Here is a 16,745-nt window from a genome sequence, read left to right as displayed (position 1 = left end):
TGACTGGTAGGGTTCGATGACTCGGGCACAGTCACTGCCCCGGTCACGTCATGCGATTCTTCGCGAGCGTGTGCGTTGTGCCGCCGCGCGCAAGGTGCCCCGCATACACTGTACGTGACGCACGCGCTTTATCGATATTCCGGCGGGGTATTGATCGCACACACTACCCCAGCCAGTAGGGGGTGAGTCGGGGCGGATCCACCAACTGATGTCGTGCGCGTAAGAGTCAGTCACGGGCCGAGTCCCAGTCGACGGAGGGCAGTGCATCGTACCCTGTCTCCGTGATCTGGTACACGTCGTCGTGTTTCTCGACGGCAGCTCCGAGTTCGTTCTGTTTTCTGATGTACTTACTCAACGTGTTCCTTTTGACGCCGGATCTCTGCGCGATGTCGTCGTAACTCCCGAGGTCATGCCGCTCAATTGTTTCCAGTGTCCTCATCATCCGACCAAATTTGTCGTCCTCGAACTCCACCCACTCCCCGAGGACACCGACCAAATCCGGGGAGTCACTGGAACCGGATTGAATGGCCTGTTCAGCTCGGTCGCTGCTCATCATCGTCATCTCCCGATCAACCTCACCCGACGTCACGTCGGCGGGGCGGAGGTCTTGCGGCGGAGCGGGCGTTCCCTGCCGTTTTTCCAGTGACTCTGTCAGCACCGCGTCGTCTATGATCGGCTCCCCGTCGATCTCTCCGACGATGTCCGGGGGTGTGAGGTACCACTGGTGCGTGTTCGGCGCTCCATCCTCCTCGGTGTGGTGGACGCCACCGTCCATGTCGATCCACGTGTCCACGGTGAAACTCTCGCCGGGGGTGTGGATGCGCGCGCCTGCGGCGTCCGCGTACCGCGTGAGCCAGTGCTGATCCCCGAGTCCCAGCCCGCAGCGAGCGCCACTCCATTGAATCGGGTAATGTTTCCCGTCGTGGCTGATGAGCATCCCCCATCCGACCCTAAATCCTTTCAGTTGGTCTTTTTCCTTATTCTTGAGGTTGAACCCGGCGCTTCGCAGCGTGTTGATTTTCTCCTCCCCGATCTGAAGCACGATTTTTAACGGGAAATTGCCGCGTACAGCTTTGTACACGTCGTTGAGCTTCTGCGTGGATCCGACCATCATCACCCGCCGTGATCCGCCCTGACTCGCGATCCTGTAGATCGTTTGCCGGAGTGACTGCACGACCTGCCGGTATTTGGTGTCGCCGAGCTTACTCGGGGCGAGATTCTTGATCTCCCTGAGTTCGAGGACTGCACGGGGGAGATCCGGGTGTGTGTCTCGCGCGCGGAAGATGAGCTGCATCCACAGATTAACCAAAAGGAATTTGAGATGCTCATCGCCGTCAGAGAGAAAATTGCAGTTCAGAATCGCAACGTGTTCCTGATCGTCGAGTACGGCGGGCATATCGAGGGCTAACGGATCGCCCGCGTCCACCAGCAGACCCTCTGACGCGAGGAGCATCAGTGACTCCGCGCAGTCCTCCAGAACGCTGGCCTCACCCATCTCATAGCTTCTCGCGGAGGTTTCTTCCCCTGTTCCGTCATCGACTCGTTCCGTGACTTCCACGACTGCCGCCGTCTCACCGGCCAGTTCTTCGAGGCGATCGATGAGGATGTCCACGTCCCCGCCGTGATTCATCGCGTCACTGAGTGCCTGCTTGATCCTCCGTTCGACGCTGGACTCAGGGGAGACGCCGCTCAGTGACGCGATAATGCCGGGAGTCAGCGAATCCACCCCGATAGCGAACGGGCGGTGATTCCTCGGGAGGCGATCTGGTAGATTGCTGTTCGGAACCCAAACGGTCGACTGGTACCCTTTCGGCACCTGATCGACGTTCGCCAGTGACTCCTTGATTGCGTCCTCGGTGTTCGGAATCGAGATCATCGGTGTCTCATTCCGCCCGTCGTCAAAGAGGCTAAACCACTTGTACTGATGCTCATCCTTCAAATTCCCGGCGATACGGCACGCGAGACTGTCCTTCCCTTTGCGGGGGTTGGCGATCATCAAGATATGCTCGCAGTCCTCGTGTGGGATGTCCACCGCGCGGTGTTCGAGGCTACTCGGGTCGTCGTGCGCGATTCGGAGTCGACCGAGTGGACTGGATTCAGTGACTCGTGATTGCGACCCCGCCACGTCCAGCGTCTCCAGCCGGATCGGCGCGTACCTCGTCATGTCGCTGATGCTGTGTAGCCACCCCAGTGACTCGGCGGCCTCGACGTACACTTGTAGCTCGGCGGTTTTGTCCGCAGTCACTGGGTTCTCGTCGTCGTACCTGCTGCACAATCGACGGAATAGGGACGCGGATCGCGGCGTCACTGCCGTGTCCGTGGCTGGGGACATCACCTCCTCGATCCGTGGGGAGAGCCGTAGCACGTGATGGATCTCTCTGAGGATGTCGCGGTCACTGGTGTCATCGGCGACCGACTCCGGGTCGACGCCGCTGAGACTCATCTGCGCCGCCTTGATGAGCTTCCGCGCATACGCTTCTATGGCACGAGCGCGTTCTTCCTGTACGTCTTGCTGTTTGGATTCGATCGTGGATGCGAGCGCGTCCGTCGTCTCGCCGAAGTCACTGGACTGTAAACTGCTGAAGTCTGTGGTCATTTGAAGATTTGAATGTGGGGTTCAGTTGTCGGGGTGGTACTCGCTGATCGCGGATTCTGCCCACTCCGGGATGTCATCGACGCCAGTGTCCGGGACCGGATACCGTGGGGAACCGAGGGATCCGAATCTGAAGCTGAACTGCGCGGTGATCTCACTGAAGTCCAGCGGCACGGGGTCGGTTCGGAGTCGGACGGAGGGGATTGTCTGCGACTCCCCATCGCGCTCGATTTCGATGTCCTCCTCAACCAGCGCCGCCGGAACGAGTGCCCTGTAACATTCCGCGACCAGTTTCGGATCGTGTCCGTGATCGCCTTCGATACGTCCCGTGGCGGAGTTCTTGATTCCTTTCTCAACAACGTCAGTGATGAGTGTCTGCCGGGGGATCATCCCCATGTCGCTGCCCTGCACCTCATCGAGCAGATCGTGGATGATCTGCTCCCTCTCATTAGCCAAGAACCCTCGTAAGTCGGGGTACATCTTCTGAAGATTCCGGGCGTACTGCGTCATGATGGACGGACTCACCGGGTCGCCATGGGTTGTTTCACACGCCCGAACTGCGAGTCCGTGACTGAATTCGCCTCGGTTGTAGTGAGCGAAGGCCGTTCCTCGGAGCCACCCGATGTACACGGTGCTGTCAGGCGTCTCCACCGTTTTCACCAGCGCCGCGACCTGATCCCACTGCTCGATGTTGGTAGACCCTTCCAACGAATCGATCCTGCGGTGATCCATGACGTGGTGCCGCCACAGATTCGCCGCGCCGACCCCGACTCCGGCGGCGAAGATGAACGGGTAAACAATCGGACTCACCCAGATCTGAACGGCGATGAGGAGCGCGGCCATAGCAGTGACTGCCGGGATGACACCGCCCCAGATGACGCGGGGGATGTCGAGAGTCGCGGCCACGTCCAGCTGCTTCTCCTTCAACTTCTGACTCCACGACGCACCGTCGCGTGGGGATTCGGAGTCACTGCTCAGTGACTCCCCACCGGATTCGTCACCCTCGGAGTCAGTGACTGCGGTGGGTTCCAATCGGTCGGCGTCACCGTCCAGCGCCGCCTCGATCCGGTCACGCGCCGACTCCACATCATCCTCGGACGTGATGATTGCGCGCGTGCAGCCGGACGCCCGGGACGCCTCCATCGACAGGCGCTTCACCGTTCGCGGGGAGCGCCCGGTGGCTGTGGCTGCCGTGCGCGCCTCCCGCTTCTTGCTTCCCGTCAACCACGCGCGCCCGATGAACACGGCGACCAGAACGAGGATCCACGGGCTGGTGGCGTACTGCATCACTGGTTCGAGATACGGCAGACTCGACGCGCCTCCGGCCTCTATCCCCCGGATGAGTAACGTGTAGATCAGTCCGGCGGCGGCGATTGAGATCGACACGAGCGCAACCCCGGGAAGCACTCGGTCTTCCACTGTCTCCGGGTCACCGACCAGTTTCTTCACCACGTCACGCGGGTTCATCATTGGGTTCCTCCATCGGTGTCGAATTCACTGCTGGCCGTCGATCCATCGCGCTGTTCGATGAGTCGACGCACGTCCTCCCGAGTCGACCGGTACCGGTGACTCATCCCGTGGTCACTGCACATCCGAGTCAGTGCAGACTTGAGATGCGCGAGCGCGATCTCGGGCGCGGCCACACGAGATTCGCGGCACACCGGCTCCAGCCACGATTCCATCAGGTCGTCCGCTTCTTGCAGTTCCTCGATACCGCCCACGTGATTCACGTCCCCGTGTTCGTCCTCGACGGGGATTCCGTTGTGCGCGATTTCCGCGAGGTCAGCGACTGAGGAGACGCCGTAGGTGTCTCTCCAGTAAATCTCCCCCATCTGACCGACCGATTTCAGTTCGGACAGCGGCTCCTCCGCCGCTGTTTGTCGGTCGCTTTGCCACTGAAGCCATGCTTCGCGGAGGAGTCGGGTGTCCTGCCCGGTGTCTTGGCTGATGAGTCGGTGGATGCGCCCATCGCGTCGGTAGGAGCGAACGGCGAGGAGCGCGGCTCCGGACACGACAATCACCCAGAACAGCGGGTTCATTGCGGCCATGAGTCCGATCTGAGCGAGTCGCGCCGCTTGCTCCGAGAAGACGCTGTCGAGGAGTTCCGCAGTCTCCTCGGTGTCCTCAACGTAATTCTGGAGTCCGGTCGCGCTGTCCTCGTACCCGGCTTCCTCCGCTCTGTCCATGATGCCGAGGATGACCGGGCGCATGTCCTCCATCACGTCAGACCCGACTGTGATGTCAGTGTCACTCGCGTACAGATCCACCTGCGAGTCACTGCCGTCAGTGTAGAACAGTTCGAGCGTGTACAGGCTCTCCTCATCGAGCGGCGCGGCATCCGACTCGAACTCCACCATGACGGATTGCGGGCCGAGCATCTCAACTGTCGCGGGGGATTGCTGGATTCTGGCGGCGTCCAGCGGCTCCGACACCCTGAACACAACGAACTCCCCCTTCGTGTTGAACGCCGTGCCGTTCGCGCTATCGCGCGCGGTCGCACTCCCGACTTCGCTCTCGGTGTCCACCCCGGTGATTCGCGCGGTGTCACTCATCGACGGCGTGTCTGTGTCGGGAGGCTGGTCGGAGTCACTGGACTCCGTCGACGTGTTCCCGCCGCCGTCTTGTTCAGCCGTCTCGTTCTGCGTGGGTTCCTCATCCACGGGTTCACTGACCTGATCACCCACTGCGAACTGGTCGGCAGTGACTCCCGGCGAGTCCGCCGCAACCCCGCCGACCCCCGCGCCGATCAGACACACCACCAGCATGATCGCCGTGAGTGCAGTGAATCGACGAGTCACTCAGAATCACCGCCGTCGAACACGGAGTCGGAGGAGTCGTCACCGTCATCACTCCCACCGTCCTGACTGGCGTCCAATACCGTCGCGATCTGCTCAGTGAATTCTCCGAATTCTTCCTTCATCTCTTCTTTGTTCCTGAATTCTTCATTCAAGACTGTCTGCCGCCACGACCGCAGTTCCGACTCCGCCTTCGCAGCCGTCTTCCTCAGCTCCCGGTTCTCTATCCTCATCCGCCGAATTTCCTCTCGCTGCCCCGTCGACTCGGCGTAACTCATCGACCGAGGGCTGGAATAAGTGTAGTCAGCGGGGGCGCTCGGAGAGCCGAGAATCGTCTCCCCGGAGTCACTGGCTGACGCCCACGTCCTTACGAACCACCCACCATCGGGTAGCTCCACGGCGTGATCCGGAACCATGTGTTCAACTCGGTCACTCCCCGGCTTCCTGGTGCTGCGAAGATTCCGGTCTTCCGCGAGTAACTTGAACCGATGAAACACTCCGAGGATCGGGTTCGGAGTGAGTTCCGGGACGACAGGGCGTCCATCACGAACCGTGACTTCGGATTCAGGGTGCGGGATTTTCCGGACAACATCGTCACCGCCCGGTTGCTCGTTTTGGACGTACAACGGGTTCGTGGAGTCGTTTTGGCTTGCGTGGAATCGGATGCCGAGAACAACGCCAGTGACTCCGATCGTGACCATCCCGGCCTCCGGACTCAGCAGGGTAGACGTGGGCGCTCCCGTCTGCATGACACGCCACGCCCCACCCGACAACAGCACTGCCGCCGCCGCCGCAGACCCGTACAGCATCTTCCTCGCCCGAGTCCACGACTTTGCGCGGTCAGTGATCCCTAACTCGGACACGTCATCGGGGTCATCAGGGGAGTCTGCTGGGGTGTCCACCGCGTCCGTGGCGTTCCCCGAGTTTTGGAGGAGGCGGCGGCTCACGACCCACGTCACCCCCACGATACCGACGACGACGAGAACGGCGATCGCGAGTCCGGTCGGTGACGCCTGCATCACCCATCCGCCTCCTCGGACTGTAACACACCGCGATCCAGCAGTTCGTCTTCTGATAGCTGCATCCCGCCGGATTCTGTGGGGGTGTCGCGCCACACGTCCTCGATCTCGGGGTCGTCCCCGATGTCCGGCGCGTCCACGTCTAACTCGTCGGAGTCGAGGTGCCGAACCATCGCCGAGAATAGTTCGTAGCCGCGTTCGATGATTTCGCGGTCGTTCTGCTTCCAGTCACTGATCGCGGCGGGAATGATGTGGCAGTCCGCGTCCGTGGCGATGTCCTGATACACGCGGAGGCGATCCTGCTCCGTCTCCGCCTGCTCCAGTCGCCGGTGCCGAGTCTCCCGCGTCGTGCGGTCGGAGATGACGGGGCACACGACACCGTAATGCGGGCAGCCCTTGCAGTCAGCAGGGAAGTCGTCCTCGGGGTCGCCGGAGTCGTGCCGCATCGGATTCGACGCCTTCAACTCCGCAAGCCGCCCCTCGACGTGTTCCGCGCCGGACACGGAATCGGTGCGGATGACACTCTCATCGATCCACGTCAGAATCTCCGTCTTCAGGGTTTTATCCTCGATAAAAGCGACGTGCTGCAAAAATTCGCTTCTCAATTCCTCCGCGTTCCGTTCGATCATACCCGATATTGGTAGGAGTCTGGGGATAAATGGTTGGACGGCAAACGTCAGAATCAGGGAGTCACTGACCGCAGTGACTCAGATCAGGGGATCACGTGGATAGCGTCCGGCGGAGTCGCCCACCGAGAACACGGTCTGCCCCACTCGCCCCCATGACGGTGCCGATTGCGATCATCACGACGCCGAGAACCACGAAAAGCGGGTACTCCGTACTCACGAAGAACACCCCGACCATGATTCGGAGCGCGCTGCTCACGACCGCACTCCCGTCCCTCAGTGTCGTCACCGAGTCCGACCACTTACCGTACACGATAACGCCGAGGATCCCTGCGAGAGCCACGGGCGCGGTGAATAACACGGAACTCATCGACCACCTCGGTCATCGTCACCGGACTCGGATCCGTACATCAGGTCGTCACTGAACCCGGATTTCTCCCCCATCCGCCGCTGCTTTTCCAGATCCCACATCTCCCCGAGGAGGTACTTCAACAGTTTCCCTCCGAGTACGACGGTCAGCCCTATCGCGGCGGCAATCGGCCACGTTGACGGGTTCACGATTACGGGAGCGAGCAGTACCGCGCCCGCGATGAGCAGCACAACATCCCACGTCCCCGCCATTTAGCTCGCCCCCCAGTTGAACAGACTGTCGAACCCGTTGAAGTACGAGTCGATGTCGGTCTGGAGTTTCTGCGCCGTGCTGGGATTCGCGACGAAGTCCACATTCCGGTTCTTGTTGAAGTGGAACGTGAGCTGATCCGCAGCGGTGTCCCGAGTGTAGTAAACCGGATCCTCAACGTCCTGCTCCACAGGGCTGTCACCGTAGGACGCGCGCCAGTCCTGCACCTCAGTGCCGTCCTCCGCCGTCAAGTCCACAGTCACTACATCGCCGTTCTCCGGCGGCGTGATCACGTACTCGTTCTGCTCTAACTCGGTTTCCGGGCTGAACAAGCCGCCAATCCATGACGCATCGCCCGACGTCGCCTCACTGGTCAGCCCTGTCCAGTCCAGCGCGATGACCCGAGTCTTGGACGGGGCGATGATTGCGTCCTCGCCCGCGCCCAGTCGCATCGTCACGCGCGTGTGTGTCGACCCGGAGTCGTAGTCGTGGATTGCCTCCCACTCGGCTTCAGTCTGGGAGTCACCGGATGCAGTGACGCTGCCGATGTCACTCGGAGCCACGACCTCGTTACTGATCTCGACGGTGAGTTCGACACAGTATCCGTTCGGGTTCTCAGCGCCAACTCTCACGAACGCCGAATTCTGACTGACGGTCACCTCCGTGTTCTGCTCGACGCTCGTCCCGCCACTGTCGGTCTGCGCGGCCTTGATCGCATCCTCGTTGCTGAGGAAGTCACTGTGAGTCACTGCCGTGCATTCCGCCGCCTCCACCGACTCTGATGCACCTGCGAGGCCAGCAGTCGTCACTGACAACACCACCATGATCCCGAGTAGGATCGTGAGCGCGCGATCATTCATCGACGCCTCCACTCTTTCTCGCCGCCGGAACCCCGGACATCACCGAGCGAACCCCACGCCGAGTCGAGCGCGGGCCAGAATCGGAGCGCGCCGATCATCCCAGTGAGTGCGAACACCAGCACCGCCCCGATCGTGAGGCCGCCACTGAACACTGACGTGATGATGGATGCCACCGCGAGGACGGCTGAAGCCTTGATCTGGTCTTCCGGACTCCCGGTTCCAAACGCAAGCGGGAGCTGCTCCGCGAGCCACTCCACACCCTCGGTGACAGCGGGCGGGAGGATGTCGTCCAGACTCGTGTCAGTGACGAGGTTCCGGACATTACTCGCCCACCCAGTGACTTGTGTCCATGTCCACGACACGGGCTTCACGACTACATCCGAGGCATTCACTGCGAACCACCCACCGAGCAGTCCGCCCCGATTTCATCGTTAAGCCCATCGATGTCCCCGGCGACGTGGTCGCCGTACTGCGAGTTGAGTCGGCTAACCTCGTCAATCGTGAGCATCGAGTCACTGGAGATGAACCCGTCAACTACCGCTTCAACCTCCTCGGAGGCCTGATCCGCTGCCATGCCGCACAGCGTCACTGAACGATCCACCGACCGGTCAGTTCCCTGCACCGCAGTCACTGAGTTGTAGGTGGAGTCGGTGGTGTTGTAGTCCGCGATGATGTACCGGGTCGCGGATTCTCCGTCCATGTGCATGTCGACCTCGATGACCTGTACGTCCTGATCCGCAGTGACCCGGGAGTTCAGGTACTCCGACCAAGTCACTGCACCGTCCGGTGCTTCGCTGCTGGACTGTGCATTAATCGACTCGGTGAGGGACTGAGCGGCAGCATCGACACCGTCAGCCTCCTCAGCGTCGTACCGCTGCTGCTCAACCCAGCCCTCCATAGCGCCTCGGAATCCGTCCATGGCGGCGCTGACCTGATCCAGTACACCGGGGTCTTCCGCTGCCGCATCGCCGTAAATCATCTCATCGAGTACCGATACGTTCGTGTCTGTTGTGGTGTCGGCTGCTGCGAGGCCAGCGGCTCCGTAGAGGAGAGCGCCGACCAGTAACACAGCACCGACAACCGAGAGGAATGTGTTCCTATTCATGGGTTCTTGTCTTCTATTCTGTTTTCTGAAATTGGTTAGAAAACGGTGCAGCGAACGGAGTCTTCTACACCCCTACTCCGCCGGTTCGGTGTCGTCGTGTTCGGCGTTCCGGTCGTTCATCGATCGATTCTCCTCGATTGCACCGTCATCTGTCGAGATTAAGTTGCGGACAGCCATCTCTGCGGCAAGCACGATGGCGATCACCCACATCGCGGCGTACATGTACCCGACATGCTTCCATTTCATTGTGTTACGATCTCAGAAGTCACCGAAATCGAAGGAGTCGAAGCTGAACACGCCGAACTCCGAGAACGGGCCGTACCCGCCGTCACCAGCGGTCGACGTGACGAACGCGGTGTTCGCGGATTCGAGATTCTCGTCGCCGTTCGTTTCGAGGGTGAGGTCGCCGTCAGTGTCGTCGTAGGTGAGGTACGCGCCCTCAACGTCTTCAGGAGCGGCGTCACCGACTGCGAAGACCTGAACCGGCTCACTGTTGACGGAGGCGACGGCATCGATCTGCTCGCCAGCCTCAGCGTCAGCAGCGGCGGCGTCGTAGGCGTCACGAGTCTCCTGACTGTCCAGCGAGATGACCGTGGACGCATTCGCCGGGTCGGTCGGAATCCCGACCTGACTCGACATCGACGCAACCGAGGTGTTGTCGTCCGTGAGGAAGTTCGGGAGGAGCGTGTCCTGCTCCGAAATCGTGAGTCCGTCAGCGAGCAGCGGCGTGTCGAGACCCGTCGTCCCGGTGGAATCACCCGTCAGCGAGATGACGGTGTCACCGTTGTCGTAGGTGAGTTCGAGCGGATTCGAAAGAATAACCTCGTCCGAGGAATTCACGACCTGAACCGTGTACTGAGACGGCCCGGCGGTTCGCGGGAGGTTGTTCTCAAGCTCGGTCTGCGTCAGAGTCGCCGAGTAGTGCCCGTTCGCGTCATCCTGCGTGGTGAAGTCGGACGTGCTGAAGAGCGTCGTGTTCACGTCCGGATTCGCCGGGATTACCTCAACAGTGAGGTCGCTACTCGCCGCGCCCTGTGTCTCCACGTACACGTCCTGCCCGGAGGTGTCGCTGTCGGAGTCGATCATGAAGGAGGCAGGCCCTCCCGTCAGATCACTCTCGGTACCGGTGTTTGTCGTCTCTGTGTCCCAGCTGGCTGCGGCTGCGCCGCCCGTAACGGCGGCCATGCCGATGATCAGCGCCATCATCAGACTGATGACGCTACTGCGATTGATGTTTAGGATACTCATCCGGATGTTCGGAATGGGTCACTGCCCTTAATTGCTCGCCACGCAACCCTATATTGGTCGGAGTACAGGGAAGAACTGAAATCCTCACACCCGATGTGAGGTTGGCATGACCTGCCAACATGAAGTCGTGAGACGTGCTGAATAGTGGAGTTACTGACTCGTCAGCGGAGTCGGACGCCCTCCCACGCCAACCAGATTCGTTGCAATGTGATTTCGAATTCCGTCATCGTTGACGGCTCCCACCACGCCTCCCAGTCCCGCATATTCCACGGACTATACACCGAACCCGGACGGATCTGGTCTTCAAGATCATCTTCCAGCCACTCCGGATAGCGTTCAGTGAGGTCGCTGGTGGGGATGTCAGTCCGCACGTCACTGATCTCACTGCGAGCGAAGTCGGTGGTGTGGTGGTGATGCGGCGGGATGACCCGGAGGATTGGGCGTTGCCGATCGTCAACCACGTAGTCGAGGTTATTCGCCCACGTACTCGCCTGATACCAGTGATACCCACTGTAGACGACCTGCACCACATCCCCGGTTCGACTGTCGAAAAAGACGTAGGCGGGTTCAGTGTCGCCGAAATGCGAGTCCTCCATCGAGAACCCTTCCTGATGCGTGTACCTATGGAATCCGACAACGCACCCGAGTCCACGCTCCGGGGATTCAGCGACCATTGCGCAGTAACTGTACGGCTCGATTTCAACTCCATCCAGTACCAGGGCGGGCTGATACCTCTCGATGATGTCGGTGTCGTACCGGACAGTGACGTGATCGGGTTTCTGTTCGGGGTGTGTTGCAGTGACTGACTGAGAACCCGCGACTGCGCCGACAGCAGCTGCACTTGCGAGGAACGCCCGTCGAGTCACTGCGTTTGATTCGGGGTGAGTCACTGACTGAAATCCTTGGGGAATTCGCGCCCGGTCGCTCCCCATACTTTTGGAAGTAACTTATTTGTCGCTCCTCGGTACGCGGCCAGATCATCCTGCACATCCATCTGCTTGTTCTCTGATTCACCCAGTGACTCCGCGAGAGACGCATCAACCATGCCAGCCCCAACCTCCGATTCACTCGCTGCCGGAACAGGCACCGCCGCATCACGCATCGACTTCCTGAACAGCACCGGATCACCGACTACCTCGGAGTTCGACGAGAGCATGAGTGCGCCGACGCCTGCCGCGATCGGCGCGGCCATCGACGTACCGCTCAGTTCCTTGCTGGTGACTGTTCCGGTGCTGTCTGCTACGTCGGTTCTGATCTGCATCCCGGGCGCGGCCACGTCGACGCCCGCGCCCGTCTCCGGGCGATCTCCAACGCACGAAAAGTACGCGCTCATCGCGTCAGTGGGCGAGTCCGTGGTCGTAGCCCCGACCGTGATCGTGTCCGGCTCACTCGCTGGACTGCTCACGTACCGAGTTGACGGGCGGCTATTCCCAGCCGCGACGAACGCTCCAGTGACTCCTTCTTCCGACATGACACGGGTGAGTTCGTCTTCAACGTCCGGGGTTCTCATTGGCGTGCCGAGGCTCATCACCAAGATGTCCGCGCCCTGATTCGCGGCGTACTGGATGCCGTCAAGAATGAACTCGGTGTCCCCCGATCCGTCATCACCCAGAACCTTCACCGGGATCACATCGGCATCTGGCGCGATTCCGGTCGTGGATGACGCGACTGCCGACGCAACCCAGTCACCGTGCAGATTCGTGTTCTGTGTGGCGCTGTAGTCGTCCGTCGACGGATCGATGTCCGTCTCCTCCAACACATTCCGTCCCGCAACGATCCGGGAACCGTACAGCGAGGAATCGTAATTAACGCCGGTGTCAAGCACTGCAACAGTGATCCCTTCGCCGGTCGCCGTGGTGTCCGGGACGTTCAGCACGTCCTTCACCGCGCTCATCGATGCCGGTTCCACGTCTTCACCAACTGCAACCCCCCGATTAATCTCGTACTCAGGCAGTGCAGACACCATCCAGTCACCGGGCGGCGTCGGCACATCACTCACGCTCTGCGTCAGTGACTCCACCGGATCGACTGCAAATTCACGAACCACGTCGACACGGTCAACGTCAACGGCCTGCACCAGTCCGGACGACCACAGCGAGGACGCTGCACCGATTTCCTCAGCGGGAGCGGACACGACTACGCGCCCGCCCTCGGTGTCCGTACTGCGGATGAGGCGGCGGTCATGCCCGTCCGCCCAGTCAGTGACTTCGGCGGTGTCCCCGGTCGACACCACCCACTTCGGATCGCTGTTCACCCCCGCCGGAACTCCATCTGCGTCGAATCCGCCGAATAGGGTGGTGCGCGCTTCAACACCCGGAGCGAACACCGACTCGCTCATCGATGTCGGGAGGAGGAACGGGGCACCTGCGGCGACTGACCCACCGCCCTTCATCAGGTCACGCCGACTCAAATCGTTCACGCAGAAACACCTCCCACACCGACAGCTCCGCTCTGAAGCACCGGAATTCCGGTGAGCGGGTTCGAGGTGTCCCACCACCACTCGATTTCTTCGAAGATGCTCGGTGAGGTGACGACGGACACGTCAGCACTGCCGTCCTGCATCCGCGTTTCGATTAGCGTCCCATCACCAGTGTTCTTCCGAACACCCGCAGCATTCTCGGATCCGTCAATCTCAATCGGTTCCCCGTGCGCTCTGACGTGTGCTTCAGCGGGTAACTCCGACGTGTGGAGCTTAATCGGGGCAGTCTGACTAACCGGTTCACCTTCCGCGTCTGTCGCGTCGATCGTGATGTCCTGAGTCACTGGAAGATCCGTCGCATACACGTGCAGCGGGCGAGTTGCGTCCGCTGCGTCGATTTCGATGTCAGTTTCAGCGCCAGTCACTGTCACCGCGCCGTGTTCCGCGCCGTCCGCAGCCACGCCGTAATACCCACTCGGCCCGGACTCAACCCGCACCGAAGGCGGAACAGGAACCGGGGACTCCACAGCACCGACACTGATGGATTCCGTCACAGATCCAGTCGGTGTCTCGATCTGCATCGAAACGTGATGCTCCCCGGCACTACTCACGGGAGCAGTTACGAGATCACCAGCTGCGGAAGTCGGGATTTCCGTACCGTTCGGAGCAGTGACTGACGCATTCGCCACACCGAGATAGGAGTCGTCATCGTCCTCGGGCACGACCCGGACTTCAATGTCATCACCGGGAGTCGGCTGCGAGTCACTGACCGCGAACGCCGCAATCCCCGGAAGTTCACCGTCACTCCCCGGATTCTGAACCTGTACCTTCTCTCGCCCGAAGTCAGCGGCTTCCTCTACCGACTCAGTCGTGTTCTCAGCGCCACTGTCGACTCCACCGTCACTCGCGAGAACATCGAATTCCACGCCTTCAGCGTCGTCAGGAAGCTCGTAGTCCTCAATCACGACTTTGTCGTTCCCGAGGAGGCCGGATTCGATGCGGTAGTCAGACTCGTTCAGAACCGCAGAATCCCCGTTGCTGAATTCGGCGATGACGGTGGTGTGTTCCATCACTAACGACCCGGCGAACGGCACGGTGACGGTCACACTCGGGTTATCGCCGGTGTCCACATCCACGTCAGGGCCGTCGTCAGTGTTCCAGCCCGGTTCCGGGACGTTGACACCGCTGTCGTCCCCGTCATCCCCGCCGTTATCGATGACATCAGTGACTGCATCGATGCGCTCCTCAACCTCCTCTTGGGAGAGATCCGGGGTGTTGCCCAGCACGTCGTTGAGGTTACTGTAATCCTCCGAATCGAGCAGATCACGGAGCGAATCGAGGCGCGACATCGCCACGCCGAGCGTCTCGATCCCCGGGCTGTTCATCTCAGTCACCGGCACAACGACGTTCTGATTCGGGACTGACGTTGTCACCTGCTCAGACTGCACCACCACACTCAGCCCAGATTCCGGGATTCCGCCAGCATCATCCACGTCCTTGTACGCCGACCGGAACTCCCCAAGAGACGGGTCAGTGACCGCGTCAGGGACATCCGTGGACTGTTCGATCATGTCCGTCTCCGCGCCATACGCAGTCACTGCAACCGCCTCGTAATTCTGCGGCAGGTCACCGAAACGGAACTCCCCGTCACTGTTCGTCTTCGCGTGCAGGCGAGTGAGTTTCGAATCATTCACCGCGTCCTTGATCTCTTGCTCCCGGTCAGAATCCCCGAGCGAGTCACTGAATCCGAGATCAGTCCCCGGGATGTCATCCACCGAGTCCTCCGCGCTCAGTCCATCACCAGCAACAACCCACGCCTCACCGCCATCGTGCGCGTCAATCCGGTAAATCCCGGCTTTCAGAGTGAGGCGCAGCGTCTCGTGTTCCTTCTCACGCCCGACAGCGGAGTAACTCGGGGAAGTGTCCTGCTCCCAGCTGTCGACCACGGATCCAGTCGCCCCGAACCGCTCAACAGTCACGGTGCCGCCTGTCGTGGTCGCCGGGAGATTCCGGTCATACGGATCCGAGAGCAACCCCATCGACTCCTCACTGGGATCCCACAGACTCACCGTGTGCGTTTCCCCCGCTTCAACCCGAAAACTCGGTTCAGCGAGATCCGACCCCGGAGCGACGTCGACGCCGCCCGCGTCAGGGTCATGCCACGCCGCAGTGTCATGCACCATCGGCATCGTCGTGTCCGCCGACTCCAGAGCGCCCTTCAGATCGTAGTTGTCCGGAATTCCGATTCTGGACACGTTCACACCGCTGATTTCTTCGGTGTAGTCGAGGGCGTCCTGCGCGTCAGCGATGTCCGGGTGACTGACATTAGTCGCATACACACTCACGTGCGTGTCAGCGACAGGGTCACCGTCCTGATTCACTACCTTCCCACTGACACCGTTCGGAGTCGGGGCACCCCACCGACTCAGTTCCCCAGTGCTGCCGGTCGTTCCGACGAACACGGATGCCTCACCATCCCCGGACACATCAGCGTACTCGTAGTTGTTCGGTGTGTCAGTTCCAGTTGGGTACTCATCAGTGACTTCGCTGGTGTCAGGATCGACAATCACCGCGTCCTGGTCATCCGTGACTTCCGTCAGGACATCTCCTGTCGGCCCGACAGAGTACCCGCCCGTGCTGAAGTCAACACCGTCCACGTCGATCCGCTTTGACTCACCAGTTTCCGGGGTCAGTTCAGCGAGCGAGCCGGAGTCCTCGATGTAGAAGTCACCGTCGTGGTGATCGGTCGCTCCTGACGCGACACCCACCGCAGTAGAGAACGTCGACCGTTCCACAGACTTCCCGGTAGCCGGATCGATCGACGTAAGTGCAGTTCCACCGCTAAATCCCGGGGTCACCACCCACATCTCCCCGTTCACCGGGGACGTAATCAGATTCATCTCCGACGCGGACGTTGGCCGGGTCACGAATTCAGTTTCGCCGGTGTTGATGTCATGCCCGAGAAATTCCCGAGTTTCGGTGTTGTACACCATCCCGGCGTCCTCGTTGATTGCAGGAGTACCGACCCAGTCCCGGTCACGTGAATCACTCCACACGAGGTCGCCCGTGTCAACATCGCGCAGCACTGCCGTGTTGTTCGCAGTGCCGTAGTACACGTAGGAGTCACTGACCGCGATGTCATCGTTGATGTAGTCGGATTCCGCCCGACTCCATTTTTCGGAGCCAGTGCTGTCATACGCCACGATGCTACTGCTGAGATCGCCCGTGTCCCGAACCGTGACCACCGTGTCGCTGTTGGATTCCACGGTGGTGATCCAATCAGCAGCAGTCGTCCACTGCGCGGTTTTGTTGTCGTCTTCCGGCGCGGCTGATGCGGGAGCAGCCGCGAACCCGGACGCGACCATGGACGTGACGATTAGCGCCGCGAATCCGATGCTGATGATTGTTTCACGTGCTGTACCGTCACCGCTTCTGAGTGAGTCTAACATGATACTCTACCC

15 protein-coding genes are annotated in these 16,745 nt (G+C 60.7%); all 15 read right to left on the bottom strand.

Annotated features, from left to right (window positions below; all coding sequences use genetic code 11):
• Positions 1–226: 226 nt before the first annotated feature.
• The 15 genes from C471_RS07715 to C471_RS07645 all read right to left on the bottom strand — a co-directional run bounded on the left by C471_RS07715 (position 227) and on the right by C471_RS07645 (position 16,733).
• Positions 227–2,596, bottom strand: a complete 2,370-nt coding sequence (locus C471_RS07715; RefSeq protein ID WP_004047799.1) for a hypothetical protein — start codon at positions 2,594–2,596, stop codon at positions 227–229.
• A gap of 21 nt (positions 2,597–2,617) precedes the next feature.
• Positions 2,618–4,060, bottom strand: coding sequence for a hypothetical protein (locus tag C471_RS07710; RefSeq protein ID WP_049909109.1), 1,443 nt, complete (start codon positions 4,058–4,060; stop codon positions 2,618–2,620).
• Complete coding sequence (locus tag C471_RS07705) at positions 4,060–5,391, bottom strand: hypothetical protein (protein WP_004047795.1); 1,332 nt, start codon at positions 5,389–5,391, stop codon at positions 4,060–4,062. Before C471_RS07705 ends, C471_RS07710 begins: the two co-directional genes overlap by 1 nt.
• Positions 5,388–6,407: a hypothetical protein gene (locus C471_RS07700; RefSeq protein ID WP_004047793.1), complete on the bottom strand. Its 1,020-nt coding sequence runs from the start codon at positions 6,405–6,407 to the stop codon at positions 5,388–5,390. The genes C471_RS07705 and C471_RS07700 overlap by 4 nt, the downstream gene beginning before the upstream one ends.
• Positions 6,407–7,036, bottom strand: coding sequence for a hypothetical protein (locus C471_RS07695; protein WP_004047791.1), 630 nt, complete (start codon positions 7,034–7,036; stop codon positions 6,407–6,409). Before C471_RS07695 ends, C471_RS07700 begins: the two co-directional genes overlap by 1 nt.
• 91 nt (positions 7,037–7,127) lie before the next feature.
• Positions 7,128–7,403, bottom strand: a complete 276-nt coding sequence (locus tag C471_RS07690; protein ID WP_004047789.1) for a hypothetical protein — start codon at positions 7,401–7,403, stop codon at positions 7,128–7,130.
• The gene (locus C471_RS07685; protein ID WP_004047788.1) at positions 7,400–7,654 is read right to left on the bottom strand and encodes a hypothetical protein; all 255 of its coding nucleotides are present in this window, start codon (positions 7,652–7,654) and stop codon (positions 7,400–7,402) included. The genes C471_RS07690 and C471_RS07685 overlap by 4 nt, the downstream gene beginning before the upstream one ends.
• Positions 7,655–8,512 carry a hypothetical protein gene (locus C471_RS07680; protein WP_049909105.1) on the bottom strand — a complete coding sequence of 286 codons (858 nt, stop codon included), beginning with the start codon at positions 8,510–8,512 and terminating at the stop codon, positions 7,655–7,657.
• Positions 8,509–8,904, bottom strand: a complete 396-nt coding sequence (locus C471_RS07675) for a hypothetical protein (RefSeq protein WP_004047784.1) — start codon at positions 8,902–8,904, stop codon at positions 8,509–8,511. Before C471_RS07675 ends, C471_RS07680 begins: the two co-directional genes overlap by 4 nt.
• The gene (locus C471_RS07670) at positions 8,901–9,617 is read right to left on the bottom strand and encodes a hypothetical protein (protein ID WP_049909103.1); all 717 of its coding nucleotides are present in this window, start codon (positions 9,615–9,617) and stop codon (positions 8,901–8,903) included. Before C471_RS07670 ends, C471_RS07675 begins: the two co-directional genes overlap by 4 nt.
• Before the next feature lie 72 nt (positions 9,618–9,689).
• Positions 9,690–9,863: a hypothetical protein gene (locus C471_RS17395; protein WP_160163132.1), complete on the bottom strand. Its 174-nt coding sequence runs from the start codon at positions 9,861–9,863 to the stop codon at positions 9,690–9,692.
• Between the two features lie 12 nt (positions 9,864–9,875).
• Positions 9,876–10,865 (bottom strand): hypothetical protein, encoded by a 990-nt coding sequence (locus C471_RS07665; RefSeq protein WP_152421844.1) that lies wholly within the window; start codon positions 10,863–10,865, stop codon positions 9,876–9,878.
• Positions 10,866–11,026: 161 nt separating this feature from the next.
• A complete protein-coding gene (locus C471_RS07655) occupies positions 11,027–11,755 on the bottom strand; it encodes a hypothetical protein (RefSeq protein WP_152421843.1) in 729 nt (242 codons plus the stop codon).
• On the bottom strand, positions 11,752–13,257 hold the full coding sequence (locus C471_RS07650; RefSeq protein ID WP_004047776.1) for a S8 family peptidase: 1,506 nt from the start codon (positions 13,255–13,257) through the stop codon (positions 11,752–11,754). Before C471_RS07650 ends, C471_RS07655 begins: the two co-directional genes overlap by 4 nt.
• Positions 13,258–13,280: 23 nt before the next feature.
• Positions 13,281–16,733, bottom strand: a complete 3,453-nt coding sequence (locus tag C471_RS07645; RefSeq protein ID WP_049909098.1) for an outer membrane protein assembly factor BamB family protein — start codon at positions 16,731–16,733, stop codon at positions 13,281–13,283.
• Positions 16,734–16,745: the final 12 nt, after the last annotated feature.

Source organism: Halorubrum saccharovorum DSM 1137 (assembly GCF_000337915.1).
Taxonomy (GTDB): domain Archaea; phylum Halobacteriota; class Halobacteria; order Halobacteriales; family Haloferacaceae; genus Halorubrum; species Halorubrum saccharovorum.
This window is presented reverse-complemented; position numbering and strand designations above follow the sequence as displayed.